16 protein-coding genes are annotated in these 14814 nt (G+C 72.7%); 12 read left to right on the top strand and 4 right to left on the bottom strand.

Going from position 1 to position 14814, the window contains the following annotated elements; all coding sequences use genetic code 11:
• Positions 1-48 precede the first annotated feature (48 nt).
• The gene (locus tag ACTT8P_RS10445) at positions 49-516 is read right to left on the bottom strand and encodes an RDD family protein (RefSeq protein WP_442831280.1); all 468 of its coding nucleotides are present in this window, start codon (positions 514-516) and stop codon (positions 49-51) included.
• Between the two features lie 209 nt (positions 517-725).
• Between ACTT8P_RS10445 and glnA the strand changes: the two genes are divergently transcribed.
• The 4 genes from glnA to pspAB all read left to right on the top strand — a co-directional run bounded on the left by glnA (position 726) and on the right by pspAB (position 4148).
• Positions 726-2135, top strand: coding sequence for a type I glutamate--ammonia ligase (gene glnA, locus ACTT8P_RS10440; protein WP_442831279.1), 1410 nt, complete (start codon positions 726-728; stop codon positions 2133-2135).
• A gap of 130 nt (positions 2136-2265) precedes the next feature.
• Complete coding sequence (locus tag ACTT8P_RS10435) at positions 2266-2526, top strand: SCO2583/SCO2584 N-terminal domain-containing protein (RefSeq protein ID WP_442831278.1); 261 nt, start codon at positions 2266-2268, stop codon at positions 2524-2526.
• A gap of 120 nt (positions 2527-2646) precedes the next feature.
• Positions 2647-3561 (top strand): zinc metalloprotease HtpX, encoded by a 915-nt coding sequence (gene htpX / locus ACTT8P_RS10430; RefSeq protein ID WP_442831277.1) that lies wholly within the window; start codon positions 2647-2649, stop codon positions 3559-3561.
• 2 nt (positions 3562-3563) lie between these two features.
• Positions 3564-4148, top strand: a complete 585-nt coding sequence (gene pspAB / locus ACTT8P_RS10425) for a PspA-associated protein PspAB (RefSeq protein WP_442831276.1) — start codon at positions 3564-3566, stop codon at positions 4146-4148.
• Between the two features lie 14 nt (positions 4149-4162).
• Here the strand turns inward: pspAB and ACTT8P_RS10420 are convergent, their stop codons facing one another.
• Positions 4163-4468, bottom strand: coding sequence for a hypothetical protein (locus ACTT8P_RS10420; protein ID WP_442831275.1), 306 nt, complete (start codon positions 4466-4468; stop codon positions 4163-4165).
• Between the two features lie 173 nt (positions 4469-4641).
• On the opposite strand from ACTT8P_RS10420, the gene ACTT8P_RS10415 reads away from it, so the two are divergent.
• Positions 4642-5835 carry a winged helix DNA-binding domain-containing protein gene (locus ACTT8P_RS10415; RefSeq protein ID WP_442831274.1) on the top strand — a complete coding sequence of 398 codons (1194 nt, stop codon included), beginning with the start codon at positions 4642-4644 and terminating at the stop codon, positions 5833-5835.
• Between the two features lie 526 nt (positions 5836-6361).
• On the opposite strand, the gene ACTT8P_RS10410 is transcribed toward ACTT8P_RS10415, so the two are convergent.
• On the bottom strand, positions 6362-6712 hold the full coding sequence (locus ACTT8P_RS10410; RefSeq protein ID WP_442831273.1) for a hypothetical protein: 351 nt from the start codon (positions 6710-6712) through the stop codon (positions 6362-6364).
• A 183-nt stretch (positions 6713-6895) separates the two neighbouring features.
• Between ACTT8P_RS10410 and ACTT8P_RS10405 the strand changes: the two genes are divergently transcribed.
• On the top strand, positions 6896-7255 hold the full coding sequence (locus tag ACTT8P_RS10405) for an arsenate reductase family protein (RefSeq protein WP_442831272.1): 360 nt from the start codon (positions 6896-6898) through the stop codon (positions 7253-7255).
• Positions 7256-7480: 225 nt separating this feature from the next.
• Here ACTT8P_RS10405 and ACTT8P_RS10400 read toward each other — a convergent pair whose 3' ends face one another.
• Positions 7481-8287 (bottom strand): alpha/beta fold hydrolase, encoded by an 807-nt coding sequence (locus tag ACTT8P_RS10400; protein ID WP_442831271.1) that lies wholly within the window; start codon positions 8285-8287, stop codon positions 7481-7483.
• Positions 8288-8461: 174 nt separating this feature from the next.
• On the opposite strand from ACTT8P_RS10400, the gene ACTT8P_RS10395 reads away from it, so the two are divergent.
• The 6 genes from ACTT8P_RS10395 (at position 8462) to ACTT8P_RS10370 (ending at position 14796) form a co-directional block, all read left to right on the top strand.
• Positions 8462-8920, top strand: coding sequence for a MarR family winged helix-turn-helix transcriptional regulator (locus ACTT8P_RS10395; protein WP_442831270.1), 459 nt, complete (start codon positions 8462-8464; stop codon positions 8918-8920).
• 232 nt (positions 8921-9152) lie between these two features.
• A complete protein-coding gene (glnII, locus tag ACTT8P_RS10390) occupies positions 9153-10184 on the top strand; it encodes a glutamine synthetase (protein ID WP_442831269.1) in 1032 nt (343 codons plus the stop codon).
• A gap of 373 nt (positions 10185-10557) precedes the next feature.
• The gene (locus ACTT8P_RS10385) at positions 10558-11148 is read left to right on the top strand and encodes a winged helix-turn-helix domain-containing protein (RefSeq protein WP_442831268.1); all 591 of its coding nucleotides are present in this window, start codon (positions 10558-10560) and stop codon (positions 11146-11148) included.
• Positions 11149-11245: 97 nt separating this feature from the next.
• Positions 11246-12511: a sensor histidine kinase gene (locus tag ACTT8P_RS10380; protein WP_442831267.1), complete on the top strand. Its 1266-nt coding sequence runs from the start codon at positions 11246-11248 to the stop codon at positions 12509-12511.
• Positions 12496-13149 carry a LuxR C-terminal-related transcriptional regulator gene (locus ACTT8P_RS10375; RefSeq protein ID WP_442831266.1) on the top strand — a complete coding sequence of 218 codons (654 nt, stop codon included), beginning with the start codon at positions 12496-12498 and terminating at the stop codon, positions 13147-13149. The genes ACTT8P_RS10380 and ACTT8P_RS10375 overlap by 16 nt, the downstream gene beginning before the upstream one ends.
• A 123-nt stretch (positions 13150-13272) precedes the next feature.
• On the top strand, positions 13273-14796 hold the full coding sequence (locus ACTT8P_RS10370; RefSeq protein ID WP_442831265.1) for a DUF1996 domain-containing protein: 1524 nt from the start codon (positions 13273-13275) through the stop codon (positions 14794-14796).
• Positions 14797-14814 lie beyond the last annotated feature (18 nt).

Here is a 14814-nt window from a genome sequence, read left to right as displayed (position 1 = left end):
CGCCCGGAGTCATTCCGGGCGCCCCCACTCACGTAGCGGCAGGTGTCGTCAGACCCGGACCTCGACCGTGCGGGCCAGCCGGTCGTGCAGGCCGCGGCCGTCGCGGTCCCAGATCAGCGCGGGGATCGCGACGCACAGCAGCACCGAGCGCAGCAGCACCCGCAGCGGGCTGACCCGGCCGGTGCCCAGCTCCACGACGCGCAGCCCGAAGATCCGCTTGCCGGGGGTGAAGCCGAGGGTGCCGACGGTCAGGACGCTCAGGGCGAAGAAGATGAGCAGCGCCCAGTTCGAGGTGGCCTGTCCATAGCCGTCGGTGAGCAGGCCGTATGCGATCAGCAGACACAGCGCCCAGTCGACGACCAGCGCGCCGAGCCGCCGTCCGGGACCGGCGATCGAGCCCGGCCCCTCCTGTGGCAGGCCGAGGTCCTTGCCCCGGTAGCCGAAGTCGGCGCCCGCGTCCTCCATGGCCGCGCGGGGCCCGGACAGCCATGATCCGATTGCTTGCCTCTTGTCCACGCGTACACGGTACTGCGCACGTTTCGGACCGGTGTCGGCCGGGGTGGGACGGTACTACGGTGGAAGGAGGCCGGTTAACTTCTGCGAAACAAATGGGTCACGCCCGAGAAACCACCCGTCCCTAGGGTCGGGTGCAGCGTGTGCCACCCGCACTGGCCGCACGAACGATCTACCACCCCGGCGGGACGGTCGGGAGTAGGAGGAGCTGGATGTTCCAGAACGCCGACGAGGCCAAGAAGTTCATCGCGGACGAGGACGTCAAGTTCGTCGACGTCCGCTTCTGCGACCTGCCGGGCGTGATGCAGCACTTCACGATCCCGGCCTCGGCCTTCGACCCGGCCGAGGAGCTGGCCTTCGACGGCTCCTCGATCCGCGGCTTCCAGGCCATCCACGAGTCGGACATGGCACTGCGCGCCGACCTGTCGACCGCGCGGGTGGACCCGTTCCGCCGGGACAAGACGGTCAACATCAACTTCTTCATCCACGACCCGATCACGGGCGAGCAGTACTCTCGCGACCCGCGGAACGTGGCGAAGAAGGCCGAGGCGTACCTCGCCTCCACCGGCATCGCCGACACCGCGTTCTTCGGCCCCGAGGCCGAGTTCTACGTGTTCGACTCGGTCCGCTTCGCCACCGGCGCGAACGAGTCCTTCTACCACATCGACTCCGAGGCCGGCGCCTGGAACACCGGTGCGGTGGAGAACAACCGCGGCTACAAGGTCCGCTACAAGGGCGGTTACTTCCCGGTCCCGCCGGTCGACCACTTCGCCGACCTGCGCGCCGAGATCTCCCTGGAGCTGGAGCGGTCCGGTCTCCAGCTGGAGCGCCAGCACCACGAGGTGGGCACGGCCGGCCAGGCGGAGATCAACTACAAGTACAACACGCTGCTCGCCGCCGCCGACGACCTCCAGCTCTTCAAGTACATCGTGAAGAACGTGGCCTGGAAGAACGGCAAGACGGCGACCTTCATGCCGAAGCCGATCTTCGGTGACAACGGCTCGGGCATGCACGTCCACCAGTCGCTGTGGAGCAACGGCGACCCGCTGTTCTACGACGAGCAGGGCTACGCGGGCCTCTCCGACACCGCCCGCTACTACATCGGCGGCATCCTCAAGCACGCCCCGTCGCTGCTGGCCTTCACCAACCCGACGGTGAACTCCTACCACCGTCTGGTGCCGGGCTTCGAGGCGCCGATCAACCTGGTGTACTCGCAGCGCAACCGCTCCGCCGCGATGCGCATCCCGATCACCGGTTCGAACCCGAAGGCCAAGCGCGTCGAGTTCCGCGCGCCGGACTCCTCCGGCAACCCGTACCTGGCCTTCTCCGCGCTGCTCATGGCGGGCCTGGACGGCATCAAGAACAAGATCGAGCCGGCCGAGCCGATCGACAAGGACCTCTACGAGCTGGCGCCCGACGAGCACGCGAGCGTGGCCCAGGTCCCGACCTCGCTGGGCGCGGTCCTGGACCGCCTGGAGGCCGACCACGAGTTCCTGCTCCAGGGCGACGTCTTCACGTCCGACCTGATCGAGACGTGGATCGACCTCAAGCGCACCAACGAGATCGCCCCGCTCCAGCTGCGTCCGCACCCGCACGAGTTCGAGCTGTACTTCGACGTGTGACCGGACCCCGCCTGCTCCAGGCGGCGATCCAGGCGTGACCCTTTCGGCGCCCCCGTCCCCGGTTTCCGGCGGCGGGGGCGTCGTCGTAGGGTGCCTGGCACTGTTGTTCGAGATACGGGGAGAGACGGGGATGGCCGAACAGGACGGACAGGAACGTGAGTTCGACCTGAGATGGGCGGCCGAGGCCGAGCACAAGGAGCCGTCCGCGCGGGCCCGGATGCTCGCCGCGCGCTGGAAGGAGAATCCGCCCGGACCGGTTCCGTTCCGGGCCGATCCGGGTCCGGTGCGGCGCGGGCGGCGGTCTTCGTGGGCGTCGACGGCCGTGGTGCTGGGGTGTGTCGCCGCGGTGATCCTGCTGCTCGGGTACGTCAATTTCCGGGCACCGTACTGATCGATTTTGCCGTTCTCGGGGCTGGTTTTGCCGCCTTCTGAACTGATCGCGACCTGTTCGCGGGGTGGCCCGGGTGCACACTGGACAGCGGGACGAGTGCCTGACTGCGGGGTGGTGCAGATGCCCAGTCGGTTCCGGAGCGACCGGCGGTTGACCGTGCGCATGGGGCTCACGCTGTTCCTGCTCGGACTGCTGTACGTGGCCTTCGTGGCCGCGCTGATCGCGCTGCTGAAGTCCTGGGTGCTGGTCGTGGTGATCGCGGCGCTGGTGCTCGGGGCGCAGTACTGGTTCTCCGACCGGATCGCGCTGTTCGCGATGCGCGGGCGGGTGGTGGAGCGGGACGAGTATCCGGAGCTGCACGGGGTGGTCGACCGGCTGAGCGCGCTGGCCGACCTGCCGAAGCCGGTGGTCGCCGTGTCGGACATGGACATGCCGAACGCGTTCGCGACCGGGCGGACCGCGGACCACGCGGTGGTGTGCGTGACCTCCGGGCTGCTGCGGCGGCTGGAGCCGGCCGAGCTGGAGGGCGTGCTCGCGCACGAGCTGTCGCACGTGGCGCACAAGGACGTCGCGGTGATGACGGTCGCCTCGTTCCTCGGCGTGATCGCCGGGCTGATCGTCCGGTTCGCGTTCTACTCGCAGCTGTTCGGCGGGCGGCGGGACCAGAACACGGCGGTGGTGCTGGCCGGGGTGATGGGGGTGTCGGCGGCGGTGTACGCGCTCAGCTTCCTGCTGATCCGGACGCTGTCCCGGTACCGGGAGCTGGCGGCGGACCGGTCGGCGGCGCTGCTCACCGGGCGGCCCTCGGCGCTGGCGGCGGCGCTCACCAAGGTCTCCGGCGACATCGCCCGCATCCCGACCAGGGATCTGCGGACCGCGCAGGCGTTCAACGCCTTCTACTTCACCCCGGCGCTCGGGTCGAAGCCCGGTCTGTCGCGGTTCTTCGCCACCCACCCGAGCCTGGCGGAGCGGCTGGCGCAACTGGGCCGGATCTCCGCCGAGCTGGGTGGGCCGACGCCGCCCGGAGGGGCCTGAGCATGGGGCTGCTGGACATCCTGCTCGGCCGTACCAAACCGGTCGCGCCCGACCTGGACCGGCTGTTCGCGCTGCCGTCGGCGGCGGTGACCCTCCAGGCCGCGACCGGGTTCGCGCCGACCGGGCAGGGCGCGGTGTGCTTCGCCACCGTGGAGGGCGCGGCGTTCGAGCAGACGCACCGCGAGGTGCGGGCGCTGCTGGCCGCGGACGCCGGCCGCGCGGGTCCGCCGGTGGACCTGCGCCGGGACGAGTACGGCTACTCCTGGCTGGTCTCCGAGCGCTCCCCCGAGCAGCTGCCGGACCTGGTGAACGACCTGCACGCGGTGAACACTTCGATGGAGGTCAACGGGTTCGGCCCGCAGCTGCTGTGCTCGCTGGCGGGCTTCGGGCATCCGGACGGGCGGCGGCTGGCGCTGGTCTACCTCTACAAGCGCGGCACGTTCTACCCGTTCGCGCCGCTGCCCGGTGCGGGGCAGCGGCGCGACAACCCGCTGGAGCTGCGGGTGCGGGCGGTGCTGGGCGGGGAGCTGCCCGTCGAGCGGGAGCTCGGCCGGTGGTTCCCCCTGTGGGGCGCGCCCGGCCTGTGACCGGACGCGGTCGCTCACTTGCCCTTGCTCCGGCCCGCGCTCTTGTGCCGCTCCTGCCGGCGGCTCTCGAGCGGACGCTCGCGGCGGTACCGGCGCTCCCAGCGGGCCTGCTGGTCACGGCGGTCCCGGTAGGCCTGGTACGAGGAGGGCGAACCGCCCCCGCCGGCGCTGCCGCCGGAGGGTGTCGTGGACGTCCCCCTCCGGCCGCCCGCCTGGCTCACGTACAGGATGAGCAGCGCGACGGCGGCCAGCCACCAGACCGGGTTGTCGAATCCCAGAACCACCAGGACGACGGTCCCGGACAGCACGAGGGTGGCCATCACCTGCCTCCAGGGGGTTGGTCGGGTAAACGCCGCCGTTCGCGGCGCGCGTCCAGACTAGGGATCCGGCCACCCGGTGTGCATGCGCATTTCGGGGTTTTGTGACAAGGGACCGGTTGTCAGTGGGGTGCGGGAGGATGGCAGGGACGGGAGCCGACCGGAGGGAGCCGGGCATGGGCGGGGGACGGTACATCGGGGTGGCCGAACGGCGGGCCCGGCTGGGGCTGCGGCACCGGCTCACGGCCGCGGCGCGGGCGCACGGCCCGGTCGAGGTCGCGGACTCGCTGGTGGCGCTGCACGGCACCGACCCGGCGACGGTGCACCTGGCGGTGGGCGCGCGGCTGGCGGACCCGTCCGGCACGGTGCGGCTGACCGAGCGGGCGCTGTACGAGGACCGTGCGCTGGTGCGGATGCACGGCATGCGGCACACGGTGTTCGTCTTCCCGGCGGACCTCACGGCGGTGGTGCACGCCTCCACGGGGCTGACCGTCGCCGCCCGGGAGCGGGCCGCGCTGCTGAAGCACATGGCGGTGGCCGGGGCGCCGGACGCGGTCTGGCTGAAGGAGGTCGAGGACGCGGCGCTGGCCGCGCTGGCCCGGCGCGGCCAGGCGACGGCGGCCGAACTGGCCGAGGACGAGCCCCGGTTGAAGGAGCGGTTCGTATACGCGGCCGGGAAGCGCTACGAGGGCGTGCACACCGTCTCCACCCGGCTGCTGAAGGTGCTCGGCGTGGAGGGCAAGGTGGTGCGGGGGCGGCCGCTGGGGTCGTGGACGTCGAGCCAGTTCCGCTGGGCCGTCGCCCCCGCCCACCCCGAGCTGGAACCGGCCGCCGCGCAGGCCGGGTTGCTGCGCCGCTGGCTCACCGCGTGCGGTCCGGCCACCGAGGCGGACCTGAAGTGGTGGACGGGGTGGCGGGTGACGGAGGTGCGGCGGGCGCTCGCCGCGATCGGGGCGGAGGAGGTGTCGCTGGACGAGGGGACCGGCCGCGGCACGGGGTACGTGGCCGAGGGCGACGCCGGTCCGGTGGCCGACCCCGGCCGGCCCTGGGCCGCGCTGCTGCCCGGTCTGGACCCGACGGCGATGGGCTGGCAGCAGCGGGACTGGTATCTCGCGCCCGAGCTGCGCCCGGCGCTGTTCGACGGCAGCGGCAACGTGGGGCCGACGGTGTGGTGGAACGGCCGGGTGATCGGCGGCTGGGCCCAGCGCCCGGACGGCGAGATCGTCTGGCGCGTCCTCGACGGTTCGGGGGTGGGGCGCGAGGCGGAGGCGGCGATCGCGGCGGAGGCGGAGCGACTGCGCGGCTGGGTGGGCACGACGCGGGTGACGCCTAGATTCCGGACTCCGCTGGAGAAGGAGTTGGCGGGGTGATCTCGCCGGTGACGGCTGCCGGCTTCCTGCGACTCCTGCGACTCCTGCGACTCCTGCGACTCCTGCGAGGTGATCTTGCCAGTGATGGCGGCTGGCTTCCTGCGTCGCCGGCGGGGTGCTCTTGCCCCTTCGGGGCCCGCGTCGCCTACTCGATTCGGAGCCGGGGGACGGCCTCGCCGGTAACGGCCGCCGGCGGGCCCGCGTCGGCCCATCTGTCCGGAGCCGACAGGGCGCCCCCGGCGGCGGCAGCAGCGGGTGGCCCACGTCGCCTACTGGGGCCCCGAGCCGGCGGGGCCGCCCCGCCCGTGCCGGCCCTGCCCACCCGGGCCGGCCGCTCGGTCTCGGGCCGGGGGGCTGACCCCGGGGGCGGGTTCGTGGGCTGACCCCGGCGGCGGCCGTCCGGGGGCGGTGGGCTGATCCCGGGGGCGGCCGCCAGGGGTCGGTGGCTACTCGGTGCGGGCGGCGGCGGGCGGCGCACCGGCGCCGGGGCCCTCGTGGATCGAGGGTCCCGGTGTCGGTGCCGGGCTCAGCGGTGGTAGCGCATGAACGCGCGCACCATGTGGCAGGTGGTGTCCGACGGCGGGTGGACGCCGATCAGCTGCGCCGCCGTACGGATCCGGTCGTCGCGGGCCTGGTTCGGCAGGTACACACCGGAGTCGAGCAGGGCGATGGCGAGCCGCATCGCCTTGAGCCGGCGGTTGTGCGTGATGTACCACTCGCGGGGGCGGCCCGCGGGCAGCGGGCTCTTCTCGACGGGGTCGTACGGCAGATCGAGCTGGACGGGCCGCTTGGCGGTCGACTGGGTGGGCAACGGCTTGCGGGCCGGCTTCGGCTTCGACGTGGGCTTCGACTTCGGCTTCACTGCGGCAGCGGGCACGGGCATCCTCCTGTCGCGATCAGGGTCGCGCACGGGGGCTTCGGCACCCCCGGCAACACCCTCGAACACTGCTTCTATTCTACTGCTCGGCACTGACAAAACCCCCTGGCCAGCAGGGCTTTAGGGGGTGCAGGGACAGGTGGGGAAGACGGGTTTGCGGAGCCCTCCGGCTACCGTGACGGCATGGAGATCTGGATCAACCCGGCCTGTTCGAAGTGCCGCAGCGCGATCGGCCTGCTCGACGCGGAGGGGGCCGAGTACACCGTCCGCCGTTACCTGGAGGACGTACCGAGCGCGGCCGAGATCCGCGACGTCCTGGCCCGCCTCGGTCTCGAACCCTGGGACATCACCCGCACCCAGGAGGCGGCCGCGAAGGAACTCGGGCTGGCGGAGTGGCCCCGCGACGCCGCGGCCCGGGACCGCTGGATCGCGGCGCTGGCCGCGCGTCCCAAGCTGATCCAGCGGCCGATCATCACCGCGGACGACGGCACGGCGGTCGTCGCCCGCACCGACGAGGCGGTCCGGACCGCGATCTCCCGCTAGCCGGGGCCGTCCGGGGTGCCGGCGGCCACCGGCACCCCGGACGGGCAAGTCGGACGGCAACCACCGGAACCCCCCGAACCGGGCAGACGACAGCGACCACCCTTCCCGGCGGCCGAGACGGGCAGCGGCCACCGTCCCCCGGCGGCCGAGACGGACAGCGGCCACCGTCCCCCGGCGGCCGAGACGGACAGCGCCCGGTGGTGGTGGCGCCTCGGCCTCGGATGCTCAGGTCAGGAAGTCGGTGAGGCGGTCGGTCAGTTCGGCCGGGGCGGCCTGCGGCAGGGCGTGGTGCGAGACGGCCGGGAGGACGGCCGTCGTCACCCGGGGCAGCAGCGCCTGGGCGCGGGCCGTCACCTCGGCCGGGTCGTGGGTCCGGCCGGCCCCCGCCGCCAGCAGCAGAACCGGCGTCTCCAGGCCGCGCAGCGCGTCCGGCGCCGGGCGCGGGCCGGTCACCGGACGGCGGGCGGGGAACCCGGCGCCGGCCTCCTGGAGCGCGAGCCAGTCGGCGTCGAGCGGGACGCCCCCGGTCTCCCACTCCAGGAAGGCCCGGACTCGGCGCGGTGTGGGCCGCAGCAGCATCGGCAGGGCGTGCAGCAGGTACGCCGCCCGGAACCCGGTGAAGCACTGGGTCGGGTCCAGCAGGACCAGGCGGCGCACCCGGCCGGGTACGGCCCGCAGGGCGTAGTGCAGCGCGATCCAGGCGCCGTAGGAGTGGCCGCCCAGGCCGGTCTCCGTGACCCCGAGTCCGTCGAGCAGCGCGTCCAGCCAGGCCGTCAGGTCGGCGACCGTACCCAGCGGGCGGTCGGCGGCGACCGTGCTGCGGCCCGGGGCGCCGATCAGGTCGACGGCGTACAGACGGTGGCCGCGGCCGAGGCGGGCGGCCTGCGCGTACCAGGACGCCGAGGTCGCTCCCCCGCCGCCGGGCAGCAGGACCAGCGGCGGGGCGTCGGCCGACCCGCACGCGGTGACGTGCGTCGCGCCGAACGGCGTGGGCACGGTCAGCGTCTCGCGCCCGGCCGGCCACTTGGCCATGACCTTGTCGTAGGCGGCGAGGAAGCCGTCGAGGTCGTACGGATGACTCGTGCGGGCGGAAGATCCAGCGGAAGACCCGGCAGAAGACCCAGTGGAAGACACGAAAGAAGACGCCCCCTATTATCTCGTTGAGCGAGATACTTGTCCGGCGAGATGATAGCGGAGGTGCGGCGCATGACCGGTGCGGGGCGGGAGGAGCCGGCCGGGATGGAGACCGTCCATCTGCTGCGCGCGGTGGTCGTCGAACTCGGCTCGCACAGCGCCCGGTTCGCCCGGGACAACGGCATGCACCCCACCGACGTACGCGCGCTGATCGCCCTGCTGGACGCGGCCCGCGCGGGCCGGGAGACCACCGCCGGACAGCTCGGCGCCGCGCTCGGACTGAACTCGGCGGGCACCACGGCGCTGGTCGACCGGCTGGAGCGGGCCGGTCACGTGCGCCGGGTGCGCGGCGCGCGGGACCGCCGCAAGGTCACCGTCGAGGTGGACGAGCGGGCGGTGGCCCTCGGCACCGCCCACTTCGGCCCGCTGATCGGCCGGACGGTGGAGCTGCTGCGAGGGTACGACGAGCGGGAACTGGCCGCGATCAAGAGCTTCCTGACCGGCGTACGGGACGCGGCGGCCGGACCCTGACGCACCCGGCGGGGTTCCGTTCGAGGCACACCCGGCGGCGTCACGTACCCGGGCCGCGCCCTCACACCGTGAATCCCGCCACACCACCCCCAGGTAACACGGGGTTCACAAACGGGCAATGGCCGGGAAATCGCCCGTTGACAAGCTGCCGGGCATCACCCGCGGCGCTCCGGTGCAGTAGCGCCGCAGCACCCGCAAGTGCGCCCAGACCCACCCCGAAGGATGTGTCCCCGTGACCTTCAAGGCCGAGTACATCTGGATCGACGGCACCGCGCCGACGGCCAAGCTCCGTTCCAAGACGAAGATCATCACGGGCACGCCCGGCGGCCTCGACGCGCTGCCGATCTGGGGCTTCGACGGGTCCTCGACCAACCAGGCCGAGGGCCACTCCTCGGACTGCGTGCTCAAGCCGGTCTTCACCTGCCCGGACCCGATCCGCGGCGGCGACGACGTGCTCGTGCTGTGCGAGGTCCTGGACACCGACATGACCCCGCACGCGACCAACACCCGCGCCGCGCTGGCCGAGGTCGCCGAGCGGTACGCCGCGCAGGAGCCGATCTTCGGCATCGAGCAGGAGTACACCTTCTTCAAGGACGGCTACCCGCTCGGCTTCCCCAAGGGCGGCTTCCCGGCCCCCCAGGGCGGCTACTACTGCGGTGTCGGCGCCGACGAGATCTTCGGCCGCGACGTCGTCGAGGCGCACCTGGAGAACTGCCTGAAGGCGGGCCTGGCCATCTCCGGCATCAACGCCGAAGTGATGCCCGGCCAGTGGGAGTTCCAGGTCGGCCCGGTCTCCCCGCTGGAGGTCTCCGACCACCTGTGGGTGGCCCGCTGGCTGCTCTACCGCACCGCCGAGGACTTCGACGTGGCCGCCACCCTCGACCCCAAGCCGGTCAAGGGCGACTGGAACGGCGCGGGCGCGCACACCAACTTCTCCACCAAGGCGATGCGCGAGGGCTACGACGCGATCGTGACCGCCGCCGAGTCGCTCGGCGAGGGCTCCAAGCCGCTGGACCACGTCAAGAACTACGGCGCCGGCATCGACGACCGCCTCACCGGCCTGCACGAGACCGCCCCGTGGAACGAGTACAGCTACGGCGTCTCCGACCGCGGCGCCTCGGTCCGCATCCCGTGGCAGGTCGAGAAGGACGGCAAGGGCTACATCGAGGACCGCCGTCCCAACGCCAACGTCGACCCGTACGTGGTGACCCGGCTGCTCGTCGACACCTGCTGCGCGGCGCTGGAGAAGGCCGGCCAGGTCTGACCGGTCCCGTGCCCGACCGCTCCCAGGGGCGTCCACCGTCGCGGTGGGCGCCCCTTCGGTGGTTCAATGGAGACATGGCCAGCCTCCAGAAGCACCACGCGCCGGGTCGCCACGACCTGGAGCCCTTCTGGCCTTCCCGTCAGCACCACGACTTCGACCGGGTGTGTTGTCGCGCGTCCCTCGCGCGGGCCCTGTGAAGCCGTAACCCGGCCTTCCGAGCCGTACTTCCGGTCTTCGAGCCGTATTTCCGGTCTTCGAGCCGTATTTCCGGCCTGCGGCCCGCGCGCACGACGTACGTCCGCGACGCGCGCCACCACGAACTCGCGCCCGTCGCCCTTTCCGACGAACCCTCGCGCGAAAGAGCTGACCTCTCATGGCGACCACCTCACCCTCCCTCGCTTCCGTCCCGAACGGCTCCCGGTACCGGCTGCGGGCCGTCGACCGGGACGAGACGATCGACGTCGCGGCGCTGCTGCCGCCCGGCGCCACCTGGCTGCCCGCCCCGCCGCACACCCTGCCCGCGCTGCCGGGCCGGCCGCCGATGGTCGGGTACCTGGTGCTGGTCCCGGCCGACCGGCAGCCGCCGTTCCCGGCACCGGGCCACCCGGACCACGACCCCGCACACGACCCCGACCCCGACCCGGAGACCGCCGCGGAGACCGCCACGGACGGCGCCCTGGTCCGCGTCGACCCCGCGCGCCGCACCGCCACCGTGGCCGGCCGCCGGCTCGATCTGACGTACCTGGAGTTCGAGCTGCTCGCCCACCTCGTCGCCCACCCGCACCGGGTGCACACCCGGGACCAGTTGGTCTCCACGGTGTGGGGGTACGGCCACGTCGGCGACGGCCGTACCGTCGACGTGCACGTCGCCCGGCTGCGCCGCAAGCTCGGCGCCGAACACCGCGGCGCCATCCAGACCGTCCGCCGCGTCGGCTACAAGTACACGCCCCCGACCGCGCGTTGAAGCACGGCGGTCCCGGACCGGGGGTGTACCTGGCACCACCCCCGGCCGGGGGCCCGGCCCAGTGACCGGGCGCGGCCGGCTCGGCCAGACTGCCGGTATGACCACAGCAACGGAGTACGGCGGGCAGCGGAGCAAGGTGTACGGGGCCGGGCGGGCCGCGGCGCGGGGACTGGCACTGGCGCTGATCGCGCTCCCCGGGTCGGTGCTGTGCTTCGTGCTGACCGCGGTGTCCCTCGCGCTGATCCCGGTCGGCGTCGGCCTGGTCACCACCCCCCACGTGCTGGCCGGGGTGCGGACGTACGCGAACCGGCGCCGGGTGCTGGCCGCCGAGTGGGGCGGGGTGCGCGTCCCGCCCGCCTACCGGCCGCTGCCGCCCGGCGCGAACCCGTGGACCCGCACCGTCGCGCTGCTGCGCGACCCGGCGACCTGGCGGGACCTGCGCTGGCTGCCGGTGGACATGACGGCGGGCTTCGTCACCGCGCTGCTGCCGGCCGCGCTGTTCCTCTACCCGCTGGAGGGGCTCGCGCTCGCGGCCGGGCTGTGGCGGGTCTTCCCCGACGGGTACTGGTACGGGTTCGTGCCGGTGGCCGGACAGGCGTCCGCGTTCGGCGCCGGGGCGCTCGCCCTCGCCCTGCTGCTGCTCGGCCACTTCTGCGCCGCGCGCCTGCTGGGCGCCCACTTCCTGCTGACCCGGGCGGTCCTCGGCTCCGACCAGGAGGCGCTGGCCGAACGGGTCCGGGTGCTGACCGAGACCCGGCGCGACGCGGTCGACACCTCCGCCGCCGAACTGCGCCGCATCGAACGGGACCTGCACGACGGGGCGCAGGCCCGGCTGGTCGCGATGGGCATGGACCTGGGCACCGTCGAGGCGCTGCTCGACACCGACCCCGAGCAGGCCCGTGAGCTGCTGGCCCGGACCCGCCGATCCTCCGTCGACGCCCTCGGCGAACTGCGCGACCTGGTACGCGGCATCCACCCGCCGGTGCTGGCCGAACGCGGCCTGGGCGACGCGGTGCGGGCCCTGGCGCTGCGGCTGCCGGTCGCCACCGAGGTCGGCGTGGAGCTGCCGGGGCGGGCCGAGGCACCGGTGGAGTCGGCCGCGTACTTCGCGGTGAGCGAGCTGCTCACCAACGCCGTCAAGCACTCCGGCGCCGACCGGATCTGGGTCGACCTGCACCACACGGACGGCTTCCTGCGGATGACGGTCACCGACAACGGCAAGGGCGGCGCGGCGCTCGGCGCGGGGTCCGGGCTGCGCGGCGTGGAGCGGCGGCTCGCTGCCTTCGACGGTGTCCTGGCCGTCAGCTCCCCGGCGGGCGGCCCCACCCTGGTCACCCTGGAGCTGCCGTGCGCGTTGTCCTAGCCGAAGACCTGTTCCTGCTGCGCGACGGCCTGGTCCGGCTCCTTCAGGCGTACGGCTTCGAGATCGCGGCGGCGGTCGAGAGCGGCCCCGAGCTGACCCGGGCGCTGGCCGAACTCGACCCGGACGTCGCCGTGGTCGACGTACGCCTGCCGCCCACGCACACCGACGAGGGGCTCCAGTGCGCGCTGGCCGCCCGCCGCGCCCGGCCCGGACTGCCGGTACTGGTCCTCTCGCAGCACGTGGAGCAGCTCTACGCCCGGGAGCTGCTGGCGGACGGGACCGGCGGGGTCGGCTATCTGCTGAAGGACCGGGTGTTCGACGCGGCGCAGTTCACGGACGCGGTACGGCAGGTGGCGGCCGGGGGTACGGCGATGGATCCGCAGGTCATCCAGCAGTTGCTCAGCCGGCGGGCGGCCGACGCGGGGCCGCTGTCGCGGCTGACGCCCCGGGAGCGGGAGGTGCTGGAGCTGATGGCGCAGGGCCGGACCAACGCGGCCATCGCGGGCCGGCTGGTGGTCACCGAGCGGGCGGTCGCCAAGCACACCGCCAACATCTTCGCCAAGCTCGGCCTGGAGGTCTCCGACGACGACAACCGGCGGGTCCTGGCGGTACTGGCGTTCCTCGACCACGATCACTGACCTCGCCCGTGCCGGTATTTCCTGGGACGGCTGAACACCCGTGGGACGCCCTGCGTATGGAAGGGCGCCGCTTCACTCCTGTCGGGCGCCTCGATGCCCCGCAAGGAAGCCAAGAGGAGTCTCATGGGACGCAATACAAGAAAACGCCGTATGCCGCTGGCCACCAAGGTCATGGCCGGGACAGCGGCCCTGGCACTCGGTGGGGGCGGGCTGGTCTGGGCCAACTTCTACGCCTCGGCGCACGAGAAGAACAGCGGTCACAACCGGACGCGGGCCGCGGCCGCCCAGGTCGCCACCATCAAGTGCCCGGACGTCGGCCAGAAACTGCGCAACGTGCCGAGGGGGGCGCGCGCCGGTGTCGACAAGGAACTGGCCCGGCTCGACCAGCAGATCACTGAGGCGTACGCCCGCCTCGCCGCCACCCGCCAGGCCCAGGAGGGCGACCCCGGCTATGTGCAGAACGCGATCCTCGGGCCGCTGAAGTCCAAGCGGACCGCGGCGCTGGACCGGATCGGCACCAACATCCGCCGGGGCGGCGGCAACGCCCCCGGCGGACTCGGCCGGTTCGCCGGCTGCAAGGGCATGAACGCCGACCAGCCGGACGACAACGGCGGCGGCCAGGGCGGCGGCGGCCAGACCGAGGACCCGGAGGAGAGCCAGGACCCGGCGGAGACCCAGGATCCCGGCGAGGGCCAGGACCCCGGTGACAACGGCAACGGCGCGGCCGGCCCGGTCGCCGACGACTTCGTCGACATCACCACCGTGGAGCCGAACGGCATCCAGGGCCCGAACGGCCTCGCCGCCAACGGGGACACCGGCTCCACCGGCACCTTCACCACCGCCTGCGGGGTCAACGAGAACGACCTGCACAACAGCGACAACCTGATCGTCGCCCCGGGCGTGGACAACGGCGCCCACCACACCCACGACTACGTCGGCAACCAGGACAACGACGCCTTCTCCAGCGACGACGACCTGGCCGCCGCCGACACCTCGTGCCAGAACCAGGGCGACAAATCGACCTACTACTGGCCGGTGCTGCGGCTCCAGGACGGCACCGCGGAGTTCGACGCCGGCGACCTGGGCGGTGGCGCCGAAGGGAACGTCGGCACGATCCTCAAGGCCCAGCAGGCCGAGATCAAGTTCGTCGGCAACAAGCAGGGCGACGTCGTGGCGATGCCGAAGTTCCTGCGCGTCATCACCGGCGACGCCAAGGCGTTCACCAACGGTCTGGCCAACGCCAACACGGCGTGGAGCTGCACCGGCTTCGAGGACCGCCAGCTGACCGACAAGTACCCGCTGTGCCCGGACGACAGCCAGGTGGTGCGCACGGCCAACTTCCAGAGCTGCTGGGACGGCCAGAACATCGACAGCGCCAACCACCGCGACCACGTCGCCTTCGTCCAGGCCGACGGCAGCTGCCCGAGCGGCTTCCAGGCCATCCCGCAGCTCCAGGTCCGCCTGGTGTACGACGTGCCCACCCCGACCGTGGAGAACGGGCAGGTGCAGAACCCGTACGCGGTGGACGGCTTCCCGGAGCAGTTGCACAAGCCGATCACCGACCACAACGACTTCATCAACGTCATGGACGAGGACCTGATGAACGAGGTCGTGCGGTGCGTCAACAGCGGCGAGGACTGCGAATAGCGGCTCCTCCGCCCTGCG

It is taken from the genome of Streptomyces sp. JW3 (assembly GCF_052216785.1).
In the GTDB taxonomy this organism is placed as follows: Bacteria; Actinomycetota; Actinomycetes; order Streptomycetales; family Streptomycetaceae; genus Streptomyces.
This window is presented reverse-complemented; position numbering and strand designations above follow the sequence as displayed.

Excerpts from the sequence above, each read along its gene's own strand:
- glnA (WP_442831279.1), top strand. The coding sequence starts at position 726 with ATGTTCCAGAACGCCGACGAGGCCAAGAAGTTCATCGCGGACGAGGAC.
- ACTT8P_RS10435 (WP_442831278.1), top strand. The coding sequence starts at position 2,266 with ATGGCCGAACAGGACGGACAGGAACGTGAGTTCGACCTGAGATGGGCG.
- htpX (WP_442831277.1), top strand. The coding sequence starts at position 2,647 with ATGCCCAGTCGGTTCCGGAGCGACCGGCGGTTGACCGTGCGCATGGGG.
- pspAB (WP_442831276.1), top strand. The coding sequence starts at position 3,564 with ATGGGGCTGCTGGACATCCTGCTCGGCCGTACCAAACCGGTCGCGCCC.
- ACTT8P_RS10420 (WP_442831275.1), bottom strand. The coding sequence starts at position 4,468 with ATGGCCACCCTCGTGCTGTCCGGGACCGTCGTCCTGGTGGTTCTGGGA.
- ACTT8P_RS10415 (WP_442831274.1), top strand. The coding sequence starts at position 4,642 with ATGGGCGGGGGACGGTACATCGGGGTGGCCGAACGGCGGGCCCGGCTG.
- ACTT8P_RS10405 (WP_442831272.1), top strand. The coding sequence starts at position 6,896 with ATGGAGATCTGGATCAACCCGGCCTGTTCGAAGTGCCGCAGCGCGATC.
- ACTT8P_RS10400 (WP_442831271.1), bottom strand. The coding sequence starts at position 8,287 with ATGGCCAAGTGGCCGGCCGGGCGCGAGACGCTGACCGTGCCCACGCCG.
- ACTT8P_RS10395 (WP_442831270.1), top strand. The coding sequence starts at position 8,462 with ATGACCGGTGCGGGGCGGGAGGAGCCGGCCGGGATGGAGACCGTCCAT.
- ACTT8P_RS10385 (WP_442831268.1), top strand. The coding sequence starts at position 10,558 with ATGGCGACCACCTCACCCTCCCTCGCTTCCGTCCCGAACGGCTCCCGG.
- ACTT8P_RS10380 (WP_442831267.1), top strand. The coding sequence starts at position 11,246 with ATGACCACAGCAACGGAGTACGGCGGGCAGCGGAGCAAGGTGTACGGG.
- ACTT8P_RS10370 (WP_442831265.1), top strand. The coding sequence starts at position 13,273 with ATGGGACGCAATACAAGAAAACGCCGTATGCCGCTGGCCACCAAGGTC.